Source organism: Deltaproteobacteria bacterium IMCC39524, from assembly GCA_029667085.1.
Classification (GTDB): Bacteria; Desulfobacterota; Desulfuromonadia; order Desulfuromonadales; family BM103; genus M0040.
The window spans coordinates 238536-257819 of the sequence record JARUHJ010000005.1; the positions used below are offsets into that span (position 1 = coordinate 238536).

Here is a 19284-nt window from a genome sequence, read left to right on the forward strand (position 1 = left end):
CAGTTATCGATCGCGAAGGACACAAGGTGAAAGAAAGGATCAAAGCCTTGAGGGGAAACTTCCGTTAGTCACAATCCTCGCCCCAGCGGGTGAAAAGTGAGTGCTGGACATCGAGTTGGTCGAGGATTTTACCAACGACGAAATCAATAAGATCCTCAATCGTTTCCGGGCCATGATAAAACCCCGGCATGGCCGGAAGGATAATAGCCCCTGATTGAGAGAGCCGTAGCAGGTTCTCCAGATGAATATTGTTGAAAGGTGTTTCCCGGGGCACCAGGAGCAGGCGTCTTCGTTCCTTGAGCATGACATCAGCAGCCCGCTCCAGGAGGTTGCCGCTCAAACCGGCGGCTATTCTGCCAAGGGTTCCCATGGAGCAAGGCGCAATGATCATGGCGTCCGCTGCGGCCGAACCGCTGGCGGCGCCGGCCCAAAAATCATCTATCGCCAGGCAATCAACGGCGATACTGGCAAAATATTCCTGAACCTGTTGGCGCTGCACCTTAATCTCTGCAGACCACTCGAGCCCCGTCTCATGATTCATGACCTGGCGTCCAGCAGAGGTCAAAATCAGACTGACCCTCTCCCCGGAGCGCAGGAGTTCACTGATCAGCCTCAAGCCATAAACAGAGCCTGAGGCGCCGGTTATGGCGACAACGAAATGTCTTATCTGAGGGTTGTCTGCAGTCATAGTTTAATTACACCAGCGCATCGACAAGGGTGAACAGGAAAATCGTCACACTGATGTAGCCATTCATATTAAAGAAGGCCGCATCCAGTCGCGACAGGTCGCTGGGCTTGACCAGCATATGCTCATAAACCAGTAACCCGGCGACCACCAGGACACCGACCAGGTAAATCATCCCTAGCCCCTGGCTGAAAGTCAACAGAAGCAAAAGCAGAATCATGACGATGTGAAAGACACGGGTGATCTGAAAAGAACGCTCGACGCCAAACCGTGACGGGATGGAAAAAAGCCCCTTCTCACGGTCAAACTCATAATCCTGCAGGGCATAGAAAATATCAAACCCGGCGACCCAGAAGAGGACCGCGAGCCCAAGCACCATAACCGGCCAACCGATATCTCCGCGCAGGGCAATCCAGGCACCAACAGGCGCGGCGGCAAGACAGACTCCCAGAACGATATGGGCCATCGAGGTAAAGCGTTTGCAGTAACTGTACAGCACCAGAAAAAAGATGGCTACGGGAGAGAGCTTAAGGCAGAGGGGGTTAAGCATCCAGGCGGCCAGCAGGAGAAGGACAAAAGCGCCCACCACCATCATCCAGGCGTCACGGGACGAAACCCTGCCAGAGGGCAGATGTCTTGCAGCTGTACGCGGATTTTCAGCGTCGATACGGGCATCGATAATTCGGTTCAGCCCCATGGCCACGGTACGTGCACCAACCATAGCGATGCAGACCCAGAAGATCTGTGCGAAGGTAGGAGCGGTTCCGTTTGCCAACGACGCCAGAACCACACCCATCAGGGCGAAAGGGAAGGCGAACACGGTGTGAGAGAATTTGATCATCTCCAGCAGCGTCGTTAACTTGCCCCATGCTGTATTCGTTAAAGAAGTATCCATATCTTCGTCAGTCTACAACGCCCTGTCAACAGGTTCAAGCATAGCCGGCCATCCGGCATCATGGCAGGCGATTTTTAAGGGAAAACATCAGAATCAGTCGAGATCAAACTCGGCCCAGATCGGCGCGTGATCCGAAGGTTTTTCCATGGCCCGGATATCGTAATCGATACCGGCACCGACACAAGCGGCCGAAAGAGGAGCGCTGGCCAAAATCAGGTCAATCCGTAAGCCTCGTTGCGGGCTGGCTTCAAATCCCCGGCTACGATAATCGAACCAGCTGAATTGATCATCTGTCTCCGGGTGACATTGACGGAAGGTATCGACCAGTCCCCAGTCAATCAATCGTCTCAACCAGTCCCGTTCCTCGGGTAGGAAGCTACATTTACCTGTTCGGAGCCAGCGTTTGGCGTTGTCAGCACCGATGCCTATGTCGAGGTCCTCGTTGGCAACATTAACATCACCGACCACCAGCAACAGCTCTTCAGGATTTTCGTGATCAGACAGCTGTGCGAACAAATCTTCGTAGAATCTCGACTTGGCAGGGAACTTTGTCGGATGATCGCGGCTTTCGCCTTGTGGGAAATAACCGTTAATGACGCGAACTTTTTGCCCTGATTCGAGGGTGTAGCCTGCAGCAACAAACCTCTTCTGAGCCTCATCAGTATCCGATAAAAATCCATATTGAACATTGTCTGGCTGACGTTTACTCAGGATCGCCACACCATAATGCGTCTTCTGCCCGAACCAGACAGCATGGTAGCCAAGCTTTTTAATATCGGCCTCTGGAAAATCCACATCCTGCACCTTAGTTTCCTGCAGGGCAATGATCTCAGGTTGATGCTTATCAATAACCGCAGCCAGTTGGTGTAATCGAGTCCGGATGCTATTGACATTAAAGGAAATAATTTTCATCTATCATGAAGACCTTTTGAGAATAGTCATATTAAATCGGTTCGGTTTAAATCATACAAATTCAAGAGATTGAATCATAACTGCTCAGCCGTTATTTGGCTATGAGTAAGGCACGAATAACCTGTTTAAGCGGTTAGAATATGATCGGATTTCTTTTTCTTGATTTTCTGGCGTCAATCATCCGCCCTTCAAATAACTCACTTCTCTCCCAACAGTCGGCATTTATGACTTGCCAGTACACCTGCCTGATATCATGTAAATCACAATCTTTATCCAACAGGATGATCATGCGTGCATTTTTCAGTAACTTTGATTGCCGAAGTGACTGATTAATTTTTGAAGCGGTCTCGCCATAGTCATCGATAGAGACAAGCGCAGCGCGGTGGAAGATGCCCTCCAGCGGCAGATGAACGTCGACAACCCAAGGCAAATCGTGCTGTAACAGGGCAAGCAATATTCGTTCATTGGCTAGCGCCAGATAAACGTTTTCCATGGGAGGGGGGCCAACCACCGTACAGGGATAGACTGCGCTCTCTTTTCTATAGACGCTTTGTATCTTCACGACAGGAGCTGGCGATACCTCTGAATAATATCCGGTGTGATTGCCGAAGGGACCCTCATCACTGGTGTCATCAGGAGAAACCAGTCCCTCTATAACAATCTCAGCGTTTGCAGGAACGAGAAGGTCCGAGTGTCTGCACCTTACCAGGTCGATGGAATGTCCGGTCAAGTAACTTGTAAAAGCAGTTTCAGTTACACCGGTGGGCAATGACAGCCCTGCGCACCAGGTGAGCGCTGGCGGACCACCCAAAGCAATCGCTATTGGCATAGCCCTTCCGTAGGCGTGCCAGGCCTGCATATGGTCACCACCCCCGGATCCTGGATGGAACCTGATCAGTGCGGTCTCCTCATCTACGACCTGAAGCCGATACATCCCACAATTTTGTTTTTTGCTGTCCGGGTCTTGGGTGAAGGTCTGCCCCATGGTGATGTATCGCCCACCATCTTCCGGCCATGAATGTAAAACAGGAAGATCGTGTAAACCTTTTCCACAAGTAACGCAGGACGGCAGAGAACGATCGTCGAGATGTTGTCCCTTGCCCGCAGCCTGGGTCAAGCCAAGGAGTGCTTGCCCTGAGTCTTTCTCTGGGCTTCCTTCGAGATCAATTTTCAATTTATTAGCAAGGGTCTCGACACGATCAACACCAAGAGCAGTTGCTGTTCTATGCATCGATCCAAAACTATTAACAACCAGAGGAATACTTGAGCCCTTTACCTTCTCAAAGAGCAGAGCACAGTTATCAACTGAATCCTTGCAGGCTCTGTTCACGATTCCAGCGACTTCCAGGTAAGGATCAACTTGATCTTTAACCCGCTTCAATTCGCCTGTTGTTTGGAGATGATTGATAAAATTTTGCAGGTCAGAGAAATACATAAACACCCATAGGAAGATTTGTTGAGACTTTACTCTGTCAATAATACTTTCCGTAAAGAAGAACGCCAATGACTTTCAAGAAAGAAACCCAAATCAAATAAAAAAGGCTCCGATCAAATGATCGGAGCCTTGATATTGAATCTAAGATATTTCTAGAAGATGGCCATCTTGGCCAACTCCATAACGTCACCAGGAATGATCCCGAGGTAGAAAACACCTATCAAGGCGATCACGATGGAAATCACTGCTGCTGCAGGGAGGGAAACCCATGCGTAATCTTCCTCGGCATCACGGAAGTACATGTAGACCATGATACGAAGGTAGTAGTAAAGCGATACGGCTGAGTTCAGGACACCGATAACGGCCAACCAGATGTAACCAGCCTTAACAGCACCCGCAAAGATGTAGAACTTGCCAGCGAAACCGGCTGTTGGGGGCAGACCCATCAGAGAGAAGAGGAAGACGGTCATGGCGACGCCCAGGAAAGGCCGTTTAAGACCGAACCCTGAGAAACCATCCAACGTCAAATTCTCTTCGCCTTTCTTGCCGGCCAGAACCAGCACAGCAAAGGCACCGATGTTCATGAAAGTGTAAGCGAGCATGTAAAAGAGGATACCTGAGTAACCAATTTCATTCGCTGCAACCAAACCGACCAGAGCATAACCAGCGTGGGCGATCGAAGAATATGCGAGCATACGCTTGAGGTTGGTCTGCTGAATGGCAATCACGTTACCGATGACCATGGTCAGAACAGCGAGGACCCAGAGCATTGCTGTCCACTCAGGCTTGAGGCTGAAGAAGCAGTATTCCATGATGCGCAGGAAAGCAGCAAAGGCAGCAGCCTTGGGGCCAGCGCTCATGAATGCAGTAATAGGAGTCGGAGCACCTTCGTAAACGTCAGGAGTCCACATATGAAACGGTGCTGCTGCGATCTTGAAAAGGAAGCCGGTGGAGAGCAGGACAAGTCCCGCCAGAGTCATCGGATTTTCCAATAAAGAACCATGAGCGTTCAGGTAAATGCCAATCTCTGTCAGCTTGGTAGAGCCCGTTACACCATAAATAAGAGCGATACCATAAAGCAGGAATCCTGTGGAAAAAGCGCCTAACAGGAAGTACTTAAGGCCTGCTTCGTTAGAGCGCAACTGACCACGAAAGAAACCCGCCAGGACATAAAGGGCAATGGACATAACTTCCAGACCGAGGAAGATCGTCAACATGTCGGTGCCTGAAGCCATCCACATGGCTCCCGCTGTGGCAAAGAGTATCAGCGGATAATACTCGCTGACAGGATACCCTTCGCGCGTCAGGTAATCATCAGACACGAGAATCGTCAGACCTGCAGCAAACAGGAAGATCATACTGAAAAAGGCAGCATAATTATCATTTGCAACAGCATCGTTAAAACCATATTGAGGATTTCCCCAACCGGTATAGACGAAGAATCCCGTTACCACGAGGCCGACAACACTGATCCAGACAGCATGCCGCGTGGTACCACGAGGCAGGAATACATTTATCAGCAGTAGTCCCATGCCGAAGCAGGTCAGTACCAGTGACGGTAAAATGGCCGCCATATTGACGTTCTGCAAGGCGATTTCCACCAGGTTTTCCATTGAATGGCTCCTCAGACGCTATAGATAATTATTTAATCGTTGACCGTAATTTGCGTGACGGCTTGGTCCATATCTTCGACCACCATGGCAATCTGCTGCTTGCCCTTGACTTCTTTGATCATGTTTTCAAGAGCGGGGTTCATCTTGTCCAAGAAGGTGTTTGGATAGATGCCGATCCAGAAGATGAAGATCAACAAAGGCATCATGATGGTAACTTCACGGGCTGACAAATCTTTGAGGTTTTCGTTCTTCGGATTCGTCAACTTGCCCATCATGACCCGCTGGAACATCCACAGCATGTAAACAGCTGCGAGGATGACGCCAGTTGTGGCAAACACTGTGAGGACCCGCAGCTCGCTCTCAAAAGCTCCAACCAGGATCAGGAATTCACCAACAAAACCATTGGTTCCCGGCAGGCCGATTGACGAAAAGGTCACAATCAGGAAGATCGTAGCGAAAACCGGCATGACCTTGCTTAAACCTCCGAAATCTACTATCAGGCGCGTATGACGACGCTCATAGAGGAAGCCGACGATGAGGAAGAGTGCTCCGGTTGAAATACCGTGGCTGATCATCTGCAGCAAACCACCAGAGAGACCTTGCAGATTCATAGCAAAGACACCCAGCATAACAAAACCGAGATGAGACACTGAAGAGTAAGCAACAAGCTTCTTAACATCATCCTGCATCATGGCAACGAGGGCACCGTAGATAATACCGATAACGGCCAGCAGTGCCAGGAACGGAGTGAACTGCATCGTCGCTACCGGGAAGAGCGGGAGAGCGAAACGGACGTAACCATAAGTACCCATCTTCAACAGAATAGCGGCCAAGATAACGGAGCCCGCTGTCGGTGCCTCGGTATGTGCATCAGGCAGCCAGGTATGAACCGGGAACATTGGTACCTTGATGGCAAAGCTGAAAGCAAAGGCAGCAAAGAGCCATGTCTGCAGATGTGCAGGGATATCCAATTGAGCAAAATGAGCGATACTGAAGCCATTTTCAAAAGGGACACCCGCCTGAACCGAGTAATAGTAAACATAGATGATGGCAACCAGCATCAGGAGAGAACCGACTGCGGTAAAGATAAAGAATTTAACCGCTGCATAGATGCGGTTCTTACCACCCCAGATACCGATCATGAAGTACATCGGCACCAGCATCAACTCCCAGAAAACATAGAAGAGGAAGAGGTCAAGAGAGATGAATGCGCCGAGCATGCCGGTTTCGAGAAGAAGGGCCAGAGCCATAAAGCCCTTGGTGTTCTTATCGACCGCGTGCCAGGTCGAAAGAATGGCGATCGGCATAATGAAGGTTGTCAGCATTACCAACCAGAGACTGATGCCGTCAATACCGACATTGTAGTTCATCTGGAAGTAATCGCCGACACTGATCCAGTTAGCGAATTCTGTATAGTGCATCGCCGACGAGCTTACAAAAACATCGTCGAACGCCAACGGCAGACTGATGAAGAAAACGATGATCGTTACGACCAATGTAACCGTCTTGATCAGTCGGTCGGCTTCCCGAGGCAGGAAGAGGATAATCAACATCCCCACCAACGGGAAAAATGTCATCAGGCTAAGAAGATGGTCATTCATGGGTCACTGCTCCTTATATCAACGCTTGAACGTTATACCCTTATTTGAGAATAAAAATGGCCAACATGACCACTGTGCCTAGAACCATAGTCAGGGCATAGTTCTGGAACAATCCGGACTGCGTATAACGCAACACTGATGACAGAGCACCGACCAGCTTGGCAACACCATTAACAATGCCATCGACCACCTTGACGTCAAAGCCCCTCCAGCAGAAGATGCCGAGCTTCTTGGTGGTGTTCACGAAAAGCGCGTCGTAGATCTCATCGACATACCATTTGTTAAAGACTGCACGATGCAGTGTAGAAAATTTAGCAGTGAACTTACCTGGCAGCGAAGGATCCTTCATGTACATGACTGTAGCGAGGCCGATACCAGCCAAAGCAACAGCAACCGAGAAGACCATCAGGATGATCTCAGTACTGGCAGAACCATGCGCTTCTATCTTGTAGAGTTCCTGACTGTGATGGAAGACCGGCGCCAGGAATGCGTTCAACTTATTGCCGACATGGGCAATATCAATTGCATGCGGGATACCGATCAGGCCACCGACTGTCGCCAGACCTGCGAGAACGACCAGGGGTAGAGTGATGACCCATGGTGACTCATGGACATGATCCTTCGCTTTAGGATTGGTCTTCTGCTCTCCGTAGAAAGTCATGTAGAGACAGCGGAACATGTAGAATGCGGTCATAAAGGCGGCGACCACCACGATCACCCAGATCACCTTGTTGCCACGGGTCGAGGCGAAAGTCCACCAGAGGATCTCGTCCTTGGAGAAGAATCCGGAGAAGAAAGGCAGACCTGAAATAGCCAGACATGAGATGCCGAAGGTTGCCCAGGTAACAGGCATCTTCTTACGCAGTCCACCCATGTTGCGCATGTCCTGCGCGTCATCATCAAGATGCGCGTGGTGCAGAGCGTGATGCATGGCGTGAATAACAGAACCTGAACCAAGGAAGAGACAAGCCTTAAAGAAAGCATGAGTCATCAGATGGAAGATACCCGCGGTAAATGCGCCGACACCCATTGCAACGAACATGAAACCAAGCTGGGAAACTGTCGAGTATGCGAGAACTCGTTTAATGTCGTTCTGAGCAAAACCGATGGTCGCGGCGAAGATCGCCGTTAAGGCACCAACCAGAGCAACAACGAACATGGTGGTCGGACTCATTGCAAACAGGAGGTTCATACGGCCGATCATGTAAACACCGGCCGTAACCATGGTTGCCGCGTGGATCAGAGCAGAAACAGGGGTCGGGCCTTCCATTGCGTCAGGTAGCCAAGTGAAGAGCGGCAGCTGAGCCGACTTACCGGTTGCACCGAGGAAGAAGCAGAGGGTTGCCACGGTGGTCACGCTGGCACCAAGGACCATGTCTCCGGAGAGCAGGTGAGCATTCTCTGTGATTTCGACAAAATTAATTGTCCAGACACCATGGCTCCCCAGCGCCCAGAAGATGGTAAAGAGACCGAGCAGGAAACCGAAGTCACCAACACGGTTCATAACAAACGCTTTCTTCGCGGCATCACCGGCACTCTTCTTTTCGAAGTAGTAGCCGATCAGCAGGTAGGAGCAGAGACCGACACCTTCCCAACCGACAAACATGACCAGTGCGTTGTTACCGAGCACCAGCATGAGCATGGAGAAAACGAAGAGGTTCAGGTAACTGAAGTAACGGTAGAAACCTTCTTCACCATGCATGTAACCGATGGAGTAGAGATGAATCAGGGTACCCACACCAGTGACAACCATGATCATCAGGGCAGAGAGTGGATCGAGCAAGAAGCCCCAGTCCACCTGCAGGTTGCCAACCGACATCCAGGATGCAATAACATTCTGGTGAGACTTGACGGAATCGCCAAGCAGCTGGATAAAGTACTTGCAGGAGACCAGGAACGAAAGGAACAACATACCAGTACCAATCGCACCGATCAGCTTTTCGTTCTTGATGAACCGCTTGCCAAGCAACCCGTTAATAATTGAGCCGAGTAACGGGAAGAATGGTATAAGCCACAGTTTATCGTACATCTATCTCTCCTCCGAACGAAGTAATCTTCTTAGGGGAAGTGAACGGTTCACACCGCTCACAATTTCATCAGGTTAATATTATCGACGTCGATTGAATCACGGTTCCTGTAGAACGCGATCATCAATGCTAGGCCAACTCCCGCTTCAGCTGCCGCAACGGCCATGACAAACAAGACAAAGACCTGTCCATCCATGTTTTGCAAATGACTGGATAATGAGATGAAGGTCAGGTTGACCGAATTAAGCATCAGTTCGATACACATGAAGATGACAATCGCATTCCGCCGGGTCAGAACACCGTAGGTGCCCATGGCAAAGAGGATCGCGGCAACAGTCATGTAGTGGTAAACAGTTATCATTGGTATGTCTCCCGTAGTCCGCTACGCTTTAAACTTCTTTTTTGGCGAGAACTACCGCACCGACTATCGCCACCAGTAACAGGATGGAGGCAATTTCAAAGGGCAGCAGGAACTCGGTGAACAACGCCTTACCGATCAACTCAACATGACCGAAGCTTTCAACCATGTAAGGTGTGACGTCTCCTTCAGCGCCGGTCACGCGACCGCGCTTTATGAAGTACATCACGTTGAACAGTACCAACAGGCTGGCAATTGCTGACCAGACAATCCCGTGGGTATAACGCTTACGCGCTTCCGTACCCAGGTTGAGCAGCATAATGACAAACAGGATCAAAACCATGATCGCCCCTGCATAAACCATGATCTGGATCGCCGCCATAAAGGGGGCATGCAGCATGACATAAAAAATGGCCAGGCAGAAAAAGGTATTGACCAGACCGAGGGCGCTATTGACTGGGCTTTGACAGCGGATTACCAGGAATCCGGAGCCAATGGCAACCAACGCAATCAGATAGAAAAAAATGAGTTCCATGAAATTTATGCTCCCCTTGGCTTACTTCAGCAGCCGCTCTTTGGTGAACTGAAAGTCTTCACGCTTATAATTGGCCAGTTCGTAAGCACCCGTCATTTCGATCGCCTCTACCGGGCAGGCTTCTACGCAGTAACCGCAGAAGATGCAACGCAGCATGTCAATCGTATAAACTTTCGGATACTTCTCGCCCTTCTCGTTTTCCGCCGATTCAACCGTGATGCATTTGGCAGGACATACCGTCGGACAAAGGTAACAGGCGACGCACTTTTCGCGGTCCTGAGAAGGAACCAGGCGGTGCAGGCCACGGAACCGATCGGACGGCTTGAGTTTAACTGTCGGGTACTGCACGGTCGTTGAGTGACCCGGCAGCAGGTGCTTGAAGGTGATGCTCAGACCTTTGGCAAATTCTTTGAACATGATCAGACCTCTTAAAGACTCAAAGGTAACGGTTATTAGAAAATCACGACCACGAGGCCGGTAATCACAACATTAGCCAGGGCCAGCGGCAACAATACTTTCCAGCCCATGCGCATCAGTTGGTCATAACGGACACGAGGGAAGGTGGCGCGCAGCCACATGAAGAAGAACATCATCGAGAAGATCTTCAGCAGCAACCAGACAAAACCGGGGATCATGGTAAAGATACCGATATTGAGAGGAGCGCTCCAGCCACCAAGGAAGAGTGTAGAAGCAATCGCAGCAATGACGATCATGTTAGCGTATTCAGCCATGAAAAAGAGTGCGTACTTCATGGACGAGTACTCTGTACAGAAACCGGAGACCAGCTCGCTCTCAGCCTCAGGCATATCAAATGGAGTTCGGTTGATTTCAGCCAGGCCGGTAATCATAAAAAGGCCGAAGGCCAGTGGCTGGCTAAAGATGTACCAGTTCGGCACGAAGGAACAGACACCCCAGAGATCCTGCTGCTGCAATGCAACAATTTCACGCAGGCTGAGTGTTTCCGAGAGCATGAAGACTGCAATGATCGACACGCCAGCCGCCAGTTCGTATGAGATCATCTGGGCTGAGGCACGTACGCCGCCGAGCAGAGAGTACTTACTGTTCGATGCCCAGCCGGCAAGAACAATGCCGTAGATCCCCAAACCCGCGAAAGCAAGGATGTACAAGATACCGATGTTCAGATCGGTAATCTGCTGGGGAATCAGGAAACCACCCACGCTCAGATCCGGTCCGAAGGGGATTACGGCAACCGTAATCAGAGCCGGAACCAGAATCATCATTGGGGCCAATAAAAACGGCACCTTAGTTGACTCAGACGGGATGATGTCCTCCTTGAAGAACAGCTTGATACCGTCGGCTATCGGCTGTAGTAATCCGTGCCAACCGGTACGCATTGGCCCAAGGCGGGTCTGCATATGACCGATGACTTTTCGCTCACACCAGGTTGCGTAAGCAACGATGAGCATAGTCACGCCAAAGACAACTACAAGTTTCACCAGCATTATCCCGACAAACAAACCAGGACTGTTAGAGAGGCTCAGCATTTCAGGCGTCATGATCTTCCTCTTCCTCGTATCAGATTGATCTTAGTGTTGCGATTCTATTCACACCGTAGTGCGCTCAAGTACGCAAAAACGGAGCATATCCATAAATTCTATTTGCTGACGGTAACGACGATTACCGGCTCACCTTTATAGAGACGATTCACATTGGCCTCGGCAAAGTGATAAGGAGCGAAAACAACCCCTTTTGGTAGTCGATTGCCAACTTTTACTTTCAGTTGCAGTTCAGTCCCGTTGCCAGCCACCTTGACAAGGTCACCGTCAACAACGCTCAACGTTTTGGCATCTTCACGGCTGACTTCGAGATAAGGCTCAGGAAGAACGGCCATTGGACCTTTAGCCTTCGTGGAAACCGTCCCGCTGTGGTAGAGGGCACTGCCGGTTACCAACTGGAAATCACCTTTGACAGAACTGCATCCGGTAACAGCAATGACTTTTTTGCAAACAGGCTGCAATATCTCGCCACCCCAGACAACGCCTTGCGGCCCAATCTCATTGAAGTTGAACTCAGCGTAAGCTGTTGCGATCTTACCAATCTCGGCGAAGATGGCTTCAGGGCCAGTGAAAGTAACTCTACAACCGAGCTTGGCGGCCAAAGCGGAGAAGATGTCGCCGTCGGTTCGTGCTTCACCAGGGCTCGGAATGCCAGGACGCACCCTTTGAATGCGGCGCTCGGCGTTGGTAAAAGTTCCATCCTTCTCGGCAAAGGAAGCTGCGGGCAGAACCACGTCAGCCTGCTCGGCGGTGGGCGAGAGGAACAGATCCTGAACCACCAGGAAAGGAACTTTATCAAAAGCTTTAGCGATCTTGTCTCGATCGGGGTAACTGCTCAGTGGATCTTCAGCGACAACGTAGAGACCGTCCAACTTACCCTCAGCGGCTGCGTCGAGCATCTGCTGAGCACCTTTACCACCGTTTTGCGGCAGGATGCCGAGGTCAATCGCCCCCTGGCTGTTTGACTTCTCACCGCAGAGATACAAGCCACTGCCTTCGCGACCAGGGATACCGACAAGCAGAGCCAGGTTGGCTGCAGCTATTGCCAGTTCTTTATTAAGACCTTGATACGGCATGCCGTAGGCCATCAAGATTGCACTGTTTTCAGCGCCCGCCAGTTGTCTTGCTGTCGCCTGCAAAGTTTCGAGGTCAACACCAGTACGCTCTGCAACCTGAGCCGGCTCAAAGTCAGCCAGGGCAGCTTTGAGCTCTTCAAGACCTTCAATGCCTTCAGTCTGAGCCAGGCCTTCATCGAGAAGAAGCCTTGCCATAGCATTGAGAACATCAAGCTCAAGACCGGGGCGACTCAGAAGTGTTTTGGCGCCAGGAAGTTTATCAAGCTTGCCTTTTTTGTCAGCGACAATAGCGAGCTTCGCTCCATTGCGACGAATGGCCTGATTGACCACCATGCCGACAACAGGATGGGTTTCGTAAAAGTCTGAACGAATGGCCAGAATGATGTTTGCTTTTTCAATTTGCGGGAAGGCTGCGGTTGAGGCGGCAACACCGATAGTCTCTACCAGGCCTTCGGTGACACCTTTGTAACACTCGCCGCCGGAGTGATCGAGGTTCTCTGTGCCAACCTCTTTCGCGACCTGTTTGAGAAGATAAAGCTCCTCATTGGTCAGGCGTGCTCCCGACAAAATGCCGGCACCTTGTCCCTGCTGCGCTTTGGAAAGGCCATCGGCCACCACCTGCAGCGCCTCATCCCAATCAGTTTCAACCAGCTCTCCGTTCTTACGAACCAGCGGCTTGGTCAGGCGGTCTTCATGGTTGACATAGGAGTAACCAAAACGACCACGCACACAGAGATTGCCGTCGTTGACGCCAATTTTGTCATTGAAACGGATCGTCTCAACCTTATTGTCCTTAACACCCAGGGTAACGGTACAACCATTACCGCAGTAACCGCAGACCGAATCAACTTCCTTGAGTTGCCAGGGGCGGGCCTTAAACTTGAAGGGCCGTGGCAAGAGAGCACCAACCGGGCACATGGAGAGACATTGACCGCAGAATTCACAGTCCAGGCCACGATCATACGCTGTGGCAATTTTGGTCTCAAAGCCACGATTGATAAATGAGTAGGAACCGTAACCAACGATTTCGTCACAGACGCGGACGCATTTGCCGCAGAGTACGCAACGGTTCATGTTGCGTTCGATCAGTGGATTGACTTCATCTGTTGGCAGATCGAATTTCTCACCTTCGAAGCGGTTGGAGATCGATTCGAATTCATACGCCAGATCCTGCAGATCACATTCACCGCCCTTGTCACAAACAGGGCAATCAAGAACGTGGTTAACCAGCAGGAACTCCATCACCGTCTTACGGACCTTCTTGATCTCATCCGAAGTAGTGATCACGACCATACCTTCACTAACCGGTGTCGTGCAGGAAGGAATCAAACGCCCCTTCATCTGCTCAACCTCCACCAGGCAGACCCGGCAGGCGCCATAAGGCAGCAACTTCTTGGCATAGCAGAGAACCGGAATATGGATTCCAGCCTCTTTGGCAGCTTCGTAAATCGTCGCTGTCTTGCTGACCGTGACCTGTTTACCGTCGATTGTCAGGTTAACCATCGTGTCCTCTTATCGTCAGTGATAGACTTAAAATAGTGACTATTCAATCGCCATGAAGCGGCAGGCGTCGTAGCAGGATGTACACTCAGTGCATGCCTCACGGTCAATCACTGCAACCTGGCCCTTTTCCCACTGGATACAGTCAACCGGGCAGACCCGCGGGCAGATACCGCACTTTTTACATTTCTCTTCAATAACTTTGAAATGCAGCAGCGGCTTGCATGCATGAGACGGGCACTCTTTCTCTTTGATATGAGCCTCGTACTCGTGACGGAAATATCGAAGGGTGGAAAGTACCGGGTTTGGTGCTGTTTGACCGAGGCCGCAAAGCGAGCTTTTCTTGATGTCGTAAGCCATGCTTTCCAGCAACTCCAGATCGCCTTCACGACCCTCGCCCTGAGTGATCCGCTCGAGAATTTCAAGCATAATCTTCAGACCGATACGGCAAGGGATACATTTGCCGCAGGACTCTACACGGGTAAAATTGAGGAAGAAGCGGGCAATGTCGACCATGCAGGTGGTCTCATCCATAACAACCAGACCACCGGAACCCATCATCGCACCAGCTTTGATCAGCGAGTCGTAATCGACTTCGGCGTCAAGGGCTTCAGCGGGAAGGCAACCACCCGAGGGGCCGCCGGCCTGAACGGCTTTGAACTTACGGTTATTGAGAATGCCGCCACAAACATCGTAGATGACTTCCTTCATCGTGGTTCCGGCAGGAACCTCGACCAGACCCGTATGCTTGACCTTACCGGTCAGGGCAAAGATTTTGGTGCCCTTGGTGCCTTCGGTACCGATTGAGGAATACCAATCGGCGCCGTTGTAGAGGATATATGCAACGTTGGCGAACGTCTCAACGTTATTGATATTGGTCGGCTTGCCCCAGAGACCTTTGACTGCAGGAAACGGAGGGCGAGGACGTGACATGCCGCGCTCACCTTCGATTGAAGCCATCAGAGCTGTTTCTTCACCGCAGACAAAAGCACCGGCACCAGCCTTGATCCGCATCTCGAATTCAAAGCCAAGACCCATACAGTCCTTACCGAGGAAACCCTTCTCGGTGCAGACGTCAATCGCTTTTTGCAAACGCTTGATCGCCAATGGATATTCAGCTCGGCAGTAAACATAGCCAAACTTACAACCGATAGCATAAGCGGCGATCATCATGCCTTCAATCAAGCCGTAGGGGTCGCCTTCGAGAACCGAGCGGTCCATAAACGCGCCCGGATCACCTTCGTCAGCGTTGCAGATCAGGTACTTGTTCTCACCTGGAGTGGCCTTACAGAAAGACCACTTGACGCCGGTGGGGAAACCACCGCCACCACGGCCGCGCAAACCGGACTTCTTGACTTCCTCAATAACTTCATCGGGAGTCATGGTCACAGCTTTTTTGATGCCGGTAAAACCTTTATTGGCGAGGAAATCATCAAGACTCTCGGCGTCAATCGTACCGCAACGGGAGAAGATGATCCGCTGTTGCTTCTCAAGGAACTTGTTATAGTATTTTCCCGCTATCTTCTTTTCAACGGCCTCGTTCTTGAGCATGTGCTCTTCAACGATCTGCGGCACCAGCTCAGCAGTCACAAAGTCGTAGGTCACAGCTTCCTGGCCAGGCAAGATGACATCAACCAGAACGTCGTTGGCGCACAGGCCGCGGCAACCGGTCTTCTTGATGTCGCAACGCTTGCCAATCTTGGCTTCTACGCCCTGCTTCTCAAACTCTGCTTCAAAAGCGTCTATGACACTCTGGGCGCCAGAGGCGTAGCCACCGGTTCCGGTGCAGATAAGTACTTGGATATTTTCAGCTGTTTCGGCCATAAAATCCTCGGTGAGTTATCAATCCAGCTCTTGGTATTTTTTGATGACTTCGTCCGTCTTCTGGACCGTCAAAGAACCGTAGGTTCCATCATTGACCATAATGACCGGCGCCATACCGCAGGCACCAATACAGGCCACATATTCAGCGGTAAACTTAAGGTCTTCTGTGGTTTCGGCATGACCGACACCCAGGCGCTCCTTGATGATGTCTGCAATCCGACCTGCGCCCTTAACGTGACAAGCCGTCCCCATACAGACACGAATAATGTATTTTCCACGAGGTTCCAGATGAAACTGAGCGTAGAACGTCAGCACCCCGTAAATCTGACTGGTATAGACGTTCAAACGTTCGGCGGTGAGATGTACCGTTGGCTCGGGGATATAACCGTAGAACTCCTGGATTTCCTGAAGTGCCGGCATCAGAGCACCTGGAAAATCAACATACTTGTCGAGAATCTGGTTCGCTCCGGTCAGGTCTGTATCCTGCTCTGCAACAGTTGCTTCGACTGCTTCACTCATGGCTGATTCCTTATCCTCGCAGCAGGTTAGCGGTCGATCTCACCCAGAACGATGTCTAGAGTTCCGATAACCGCAACAACGTCTGCAATCATCGAACCTTCGCACATCTTGGGCAAGGCCTGGAGGTTAATGAAAGAAGCCGGGCGAATCTTCATACGATGCGGCCGGGGCGAACCGTCAGAAACCAGGTAAAAGCCGACTTCACCTTTGGGGTTTTCCACACCGACATACACTTCACCGGCGTCCGGCTTAAAGCCTTCGCTGATAATCTTAAAATGATGAATCAAACCTTCGATTGTATTCACAGTGTCTTGCTTGGACGGAAGAACAATTTTAGGCGCATCAGCCAGCACTGGGCCGGGCTTCAATTTGTCGAGAGCCTGGTGGATGATTTTGCAGGACTCACGCATCTCCCTGAGACGAGCGACATAACGAGCCCATGTGTCGCAGCCCTCTTCGACAACAACCTCAAAATCGTAATTTTCGTAGCCGGAGTAAGGCTGATCACGACGCAAGTCCCAATCAACACCGGAACCGCGCAAGGAAGGACCGGTGACACCGAGATCAATCGCGTCCTCAGCACTGATGACACCGACATTCTGAATACGCTTTTGCCAGATCTTGTTGCCGGTCAACAGACCCTCATAAGTATCCAGATGACCAGGCATCGTGTCGATGAAGTCACGAATCTCTTTATCAAGCCCCTCGGGCAAATCAGCAGAGAGACCACCAACGCGGAAGTAGTTCGAGGTCATCCGAGCGCCCGAAACCTTCTCGTAGATATTCATGATGTGCTCACGCTCGCGGAAGGCATAGATGAAAACGGTCATGGCGCCGATATCGAGAGCATGGCATGCCAACCAGACCAGGTGACTCTTGAGACGGGTCAATTCGGCGAGCAGAACCCGGACAACCTGCGCACGCTCTGGAATCTCATCCGTTATACCAAGCAACTTTTCCACGGCCAGTACGTAGCCGAGATTGTTATGCATGGGAGCCAGGTAGTCGAGTCGATCGGTCAGGGGCAACACCTGGTGATAAGTACGGTGTTCCGCCAACTTCTCTACACCGCGGTGCAAAAAGCCAATATGCGGTGTCGCTTTGCGGACAATTTCGCCATCCAACTCGAGGACCAACTGCAACACCCCGTGAGTTGAGGGATGCTGTGGACCCATATTGATGGTCATGGTTTCATGATTCGCCATATTTCTGCCTCGTCTATATTCAGATACGTGCTTGAGTTTACGCGAAAAGTCTCTTACTGCAGACGACCCTGGTAAGGCTCGCGATCCGGGCCCTGAACCGGGTAGTCCTTGCGTAGCGGATGGCCTTCCCAATCAGCCGGCAAAAGAATGCGTCGTGGATCCGGATGGTTATTGAACGTAATCCCCATCAGGTCCCAGCATTCGCGCTCCAACCAATTGGCCGTTGCCCAGACACCGCTTACGGTATCGATCGTTGTATCAGACTCTTCAACCGGTGCCTTTACGCGAAGACGCGTGTGGGTCCCGATATTGTAGAGCTGGTAGACCACCATAAAGCGGGGGGCCTGACCCATGTAATCAACACCACAGAGATCGGTCAGAAAGTTAAAGCCGACGTCTTCCTTGAGGAAGGTGCAAACAGCTACAATTTCCTCTTTCTTGACAACAACAGTAGTCTCACCGCGAAACTCGATGACCTCGAGCACTGTCTCGCCAAACTTGGCTTTCAGCTTATCAACAGTAGCCTGTACACTCATAACGGTTGTATCCTGTCTATCTGGGTTAAAGTTGCCAGTCAGTCGAAGCGTTTCAGCCAGCGATCCGCTCGCCTACGCCGATAGAAGCACCAAAGCTATTGCGCTCTTTCATGATCTGCTCCTGAAGCTTCATAATGCCGTAGAGCAGACCTTCCGGACGAGGGGGGCAACCAGGCACATAAACATCAACCGGCAAGATCTCATCAACGCCCTGCACCGTGCTGTAGGTATCAAAGACACCACCCGAACAAGCACATGCGCCCATTGCAATAACGTAACGCGGCTCCGGCATTTGCTCATAAACAGTCTGGATAACCGGCACCATTTTCTTGGTCACAGTTCCCGCAATAATAATGACATCGGCCTGACGCGGTGAGGCGCGGAAGAGCACACCAAAGCGGTCGAGGTCGAACCGAGCAGCACCCGTAGCCATCATCTCGATAGCGCAGCAGGCAAGTCCAAAGGTCAGCGGCCAGAGAGATCTGGCACGGGACCAGTTGACGATCGTGTCCAGCGACGTGGTAATAACGTTATTACCTAGAGTTTCCTCTACTCCCATTCCAGAGCTCCTTTTTTCCAAACGTATGCGTAGCCAACGAGAAGAATCAGAATAAACACGCCCATCTCCACGAAACCAAACAGACCGAGACGTTTAAACATAACCGCCCAGGGGTACATGAAGACCACTTCGATATCGAAGACGATAAAGAGCATGGCGATAATGTAGAACTTGATCGAGAACTGCTCATGGGCGGAGCCAACGGGAGGCATCCCGCACTCGTAAGGCGCCAGCTTGACCGCCGAGGGCTTATTCTCTCCGACCAGACGTGAAAGGACGATCACCGCGACAGAAAAACCGAGCGCGATGATGATCAGGGTGAGAATTGGTAGATAACTGTCCAGCATTGATATAATCCTCCTGCCAGGTGAGATTACAAAATCCAATAGTCGCAGGTATAGCTTTTTGGCTTTTTAGCCGACAGCAAGTTAGGACAATTCCACCTCTTTGTCAAGGGAAAAATACAGTATACTGTATGCAATCCAAT

The 19284-nt window shown here is 51.0% G+C and carries 18 protein-coding genes; all 18 read right to left on the reverse strand.

All coding sequences use genetic code 11. From position 1 onward, the window contains the following. Window positions 1–64: 64 nt before the first annotated feature. The 18 genes from P9J64_13720 to ndhC all read right to left on the reverse strand — a co-directional run bounded on the left by P9J64_13720 (window position 65) and on the right by ndhC (window position 19144). A complete protein-coding gene (locus P9J64_13720; protein MDG5469382.1) occupies window positions 65–688 on the reverse strand; it encodes a UbiX family flavin prenyltransferase in 624 nt (207 codons plus the stop codon). A 7-nt stretch (window positions 689–695) separates the two neighbouring features. Continuing rightward, window positions 696–1580: a 4-hydroxybenzoate octaprenyltransferase gene (locus P9J64_13725; GenBank protein ID MDG5469383.1), complete on the reverse strand. Its 885-nt coding sequence runs from the start codon at window positions 1578–1580 to the stop codon at window positions 696–698. Window positions 1581–1673: 93 nt separating this feature from the next. Next, window positions 1674–2492, reverse strand: a complete 819-nt coding sequence (gene xthA, locus P9J64_13730) for an exodeoxyribonuclease III (protein ID MDG5469384.1) — start codon at window positions 2490–2492, stop codon at window positions 1674–1676. Window positions 2493–2625: 133 nt separating this feature from the next. Beyond that, window positions 2626–3996, reverse strand: a complete 1371-nt coding sequence (locus tag P9J64_13735) for a UbiD family decarboxylase (protein ID MDG5469385.1) — start codon at window positions 3994–3996, stop codon at window positions 2626–2628. Between the two features lie 83 nt (window positions 3997–4079). Next, complete coding sequence (locus tag P9J64_13740) at window positions 4080–5540, reverse strand: NADH-quinone oxidoreductase subunit N (protein MDG5469386.1); 1461 nt, start codon at window positions 5538–5540, stop codon at window positions 4080–4082. Window positions 5541–5572: 32 nt separating this feature from the next. Then, window positions 5573–7141, reverse strand: coding sequence for an NADH-quinone oxidoreductase subunit M (locus tag P9J64_13745; GenBank protein MDG5469387.1), 1569 nt, complete (start codon window positions 7139–7141; stop codon window positions 5573–5575). Window positions 7142–7181: 40 nt separating this feature from the next. Further along, the gene (gene nuoL, locus P9J64_13750) at window positions 7182–9170 is read right to left on the reverse strand and encodes an NADH-quinone oxidoreductase subunit L (protein ID MDG5469388.1); all 1989 of its coding nucleotides are present in this window, start codon (window positions 9168–9170) and stop codon (window positions 7182–7184) included. A gap of 56 nt (window positions 9171–9226) precedes the next feature. Next, window positions 9227–9529 (reverse strand): NADH-quinone oxidoreductase subunit NuoK, encoded by a 303-nt coding sequence (gene nuoK / locus P9J64_13755; GenBank protein ID MDG5469389.1) that lies wholly within the window; start codon window positions 9527–9529, stop codon window positions 9227–9229. Between the two features lie 28 nt (window positions 9530–9557). Continuing rightward, window positions 9558–10061 carry an NADH-quinone oxidoreductase subunit J gene (locus tag P9J64_13760; protein MDG5469390.1) on the reverse strand — a complete coding sequence of 168 codons (504 nt, stop codon included), beginning with the start codon at window positions 10059–10061 and terminating at the stop codon, window positions 9558–9560. Between the two features lie 21 nt (window positions 10062–10082). After that, window positions 10083–10478: an NADH-quinone oxidoreductase subunit I gene (locus tag P9J64_13765; protein MDG5469391.1), complete on the reverse strand. Its 396-nt coding sequence runs from the start codon at window positions 10476–10478 to the stop codon at window positions 10083–10085. Between the two features lie 35 nt (window positions 10479–10513). Beyond that, the gene (nuoH, locus tag P9J64_13770) at window positions 10514–11578 is read right to left on the reverse strand and encodes an NADH-quinone oxidoreductase subunit NuoH (GenBank protein ID MDG5469392.1); all 1065 of its coding nucleotides are present in this window, start codon (window positions 11576–11578) and stop codon (window positions 10514–10516) included. 98 nt (window positions 11579–11676) lie between these two features. After that, the gene (gene nuoG, locus P9J64_13775) at window positions 11677–14157 is read right to left on the reverse strand and encodes an NADH-quinone oxidoreductase subunit NuoG (protein MDG5469393.1); all 2481 of its coding nucleotides are present in this window, start codon (window positions 14155–14157) and stop codon (window positions 11677–11679) included. 39 nt (window positions 14158–14196) lie between these two features. Beyond that, window positions 14197–15978, reverse strand: a complete 1782-nt coding sequence (gene nuoF, locus P9J64_13780; GenBank protein ID MDG5469394.1) for an NADH-quinone oxidoreductase subunit NuoF — start codon at window positions 15976–15978, stop codon at window positions 14197–14199. Window positions 15979–15996: 18 nt separating this feature from the next. Beyond that, complete coding sequence (locus P9J64_13785) at window positions 15997–16497, reverse strand: NAD(P)H-dependent oxidoreductase subunit E (protein MDG5469395.1); 501 nt, start codon at window positions 16495–16497, stop codon at window positions 15997–15999. A gap of 26 nt (window positions 16498–16523) precedes the next feature. Further along, window positions 16524–17702: an NADH dehydrogenase (quinone) subunit D gene (gene nuoD / locus P9J64_13790; GenBank protein ID MDG5469396.1), complete on the reverse strand. Its 1179-nt coding sequence runs from the start codon at window positions 17700–17702 to the stop codon at window positions 16524–16526. A 53-nt stretch (window positions 17703–17755) separates the two neighbouring features. Next, window positions 17756–18238: an NADH-quinone oxidoreductase subunit C gene (locus P9J64_13795; protein ID MDG5469397.1), complete on the reverse strand. Its 483-nt coding sequence runs from the start codon at window positions 18236–18238 to the stop codon at window positions 17756–17758. Window positions 18239–18290: 52 nt separating this feature from the next. Next, complete coding sequence (locus tag P9J64_13800) at window positions 18291–18797, reverse strand: NADH-quinone oxidoreductase subunit B (protein MDG5469398.1); 507 nt, start codon at window positions 18795–18797, stop codon at window positions 18291–18293. After that, window positions 18788–19144 (reverse strand): NADH-quinone oxidoreductase subunit A, encoded by a 357-nt coding sequence (gene ndhC / locus P9J64_13805; GenBank protein ID MDG5469399.1) that lies wholly within the window; start codon window positions 19142–19144, stop codon window positions 18788–18790. Before ndhC ends, P9J64_13800 begins: the two co-directional genes overlap by 10 nt. Window positions 19145–19284 lie beyond the last annotated feature (140 nt).

What these genes read in the sequence shown, in the direction of transcription:
- P9J64_13725 (MDG5469383.1), bottom strand. Translation starts at nt 1,580, where the DNA reads ATGGATACTTCTTTAACGAATACAGCATGGGGCAAGTTAACGACGCTG.
- P9J64_13800 (MDG5469398.1), bottom strand. Translation starts at nt 18,797, where the DNA reads ATGGGAGTAGAGGAAACTCTAGGTAATAACGTTATTACCACGTCGCTG.
- nuoD (MDG5469396.1), bottom strand. Translation starts at nt 17,702, where the DNA reads ATGGCGAATCATGAAACCATGACCATCAATATGGGTCCACAGCATCCC.
- P9J64_13795 (MDG5469397.1), bottom strand. Translation starts at nt 18,238, where the DNA reads ATGAGTGTACAGGCTACTGTTGATAAGCTGAAAGCCAAGTTTGGCGAG.
- P9J64_13785 (MDG5469395.1), bottom strand. Translation starts at nt 16,497, where the DNA reads ATGAGTGAAGCAGTCGAAGCAACTGTTGCAGAGCAGGATACAGACCTG.
- P9J64_13765 (MDG5469391.1), bottom strand. Translation starts at nt 10,478, where the DNA reads ATGTTCAAAGAATTTGCCAAAGGTCTGAGCATCACCTTCAAGCACCTG.
- P9J64_13760 (MDG5469390.1), bottom strand. Translation starts at nt 10,061, where the DNA reads ATGGAACTCATTTTTTTCTATCTGATTGCGTTGGTTGCCATTGGCTCC.
- ndhC (MDG5469399.1), bottom strand. Translation starts at nt 19,144, where the DNA reads ATGCTGGACAGTTATCTACCAATTCTCACCCTGATCATCATCGCGCTC.
- nuoL (MDG5469388.1), bottom strand. Translation starts at nt 9,170, where the DNA reads ATGTACGATAAACTGTGGCTTATACCATTCTTCCCGTTACTCGGCTCA.
- P9J64_13720 (MDG5469382.1), bottom strand. Translation starts at nt 688, where the DNA reads ATGACTGCAGACAACCCTCAGATAAGACATTTCGTTGTCGCCATAACC.
- P9J64_13740 (MDG5469386.1), bottom strand. Translation starts at nt 5,540, where the DNA reads ATGGAAAACCTGGTGGAAATCGCCTTGCAGAACGTCAATATGGCGGCC.
- nuoF (MDG5469394.1), bottom strand. Translation starts at nt 15,978, where the DNA reads ATGGCCGAAACAGCTGAAAATATCCAAGTACTTATCTGCACCGGAACC.
- xthA (MDG5469384.1), bottom strand. Translation starts at nt 2,492, where the DNA reads ATGAAAATTATTTCCTTTAATGTCAATAGCATCCGGACTCGATTACAC.
- nuoH (MDG5469392.1), bottom strand. Translation starts at nt 11,578, where the DNA reads ATGACGCCTGAAATGCTGAGCCTCTCTAACAGTCCTGGTTTGTTTGTC.
- P9J64_13745 (MDG5469387.1), bottom strand. Translation starts at nt 7,141, where the DNA reads ATGAATGACCATCTTCTTAGCCTGATGACATTTTTCCCGTTGGTGGGG.
- nuoK (MDG5469389.1), bottom strand. Translation starts at nt 9,529, where the DNA reads ATGATAACTGTTTACCACTACATGACTGTTGCCGCGATCCTCTTTGCC.
- nuoG (MDG5469393.1), bottom strand. Translation starts at nt 14,157, where the DNA reads ATGGTTAACCTGACAATCGACGGTAAACAGGTCACGGTCAGCAAGACA.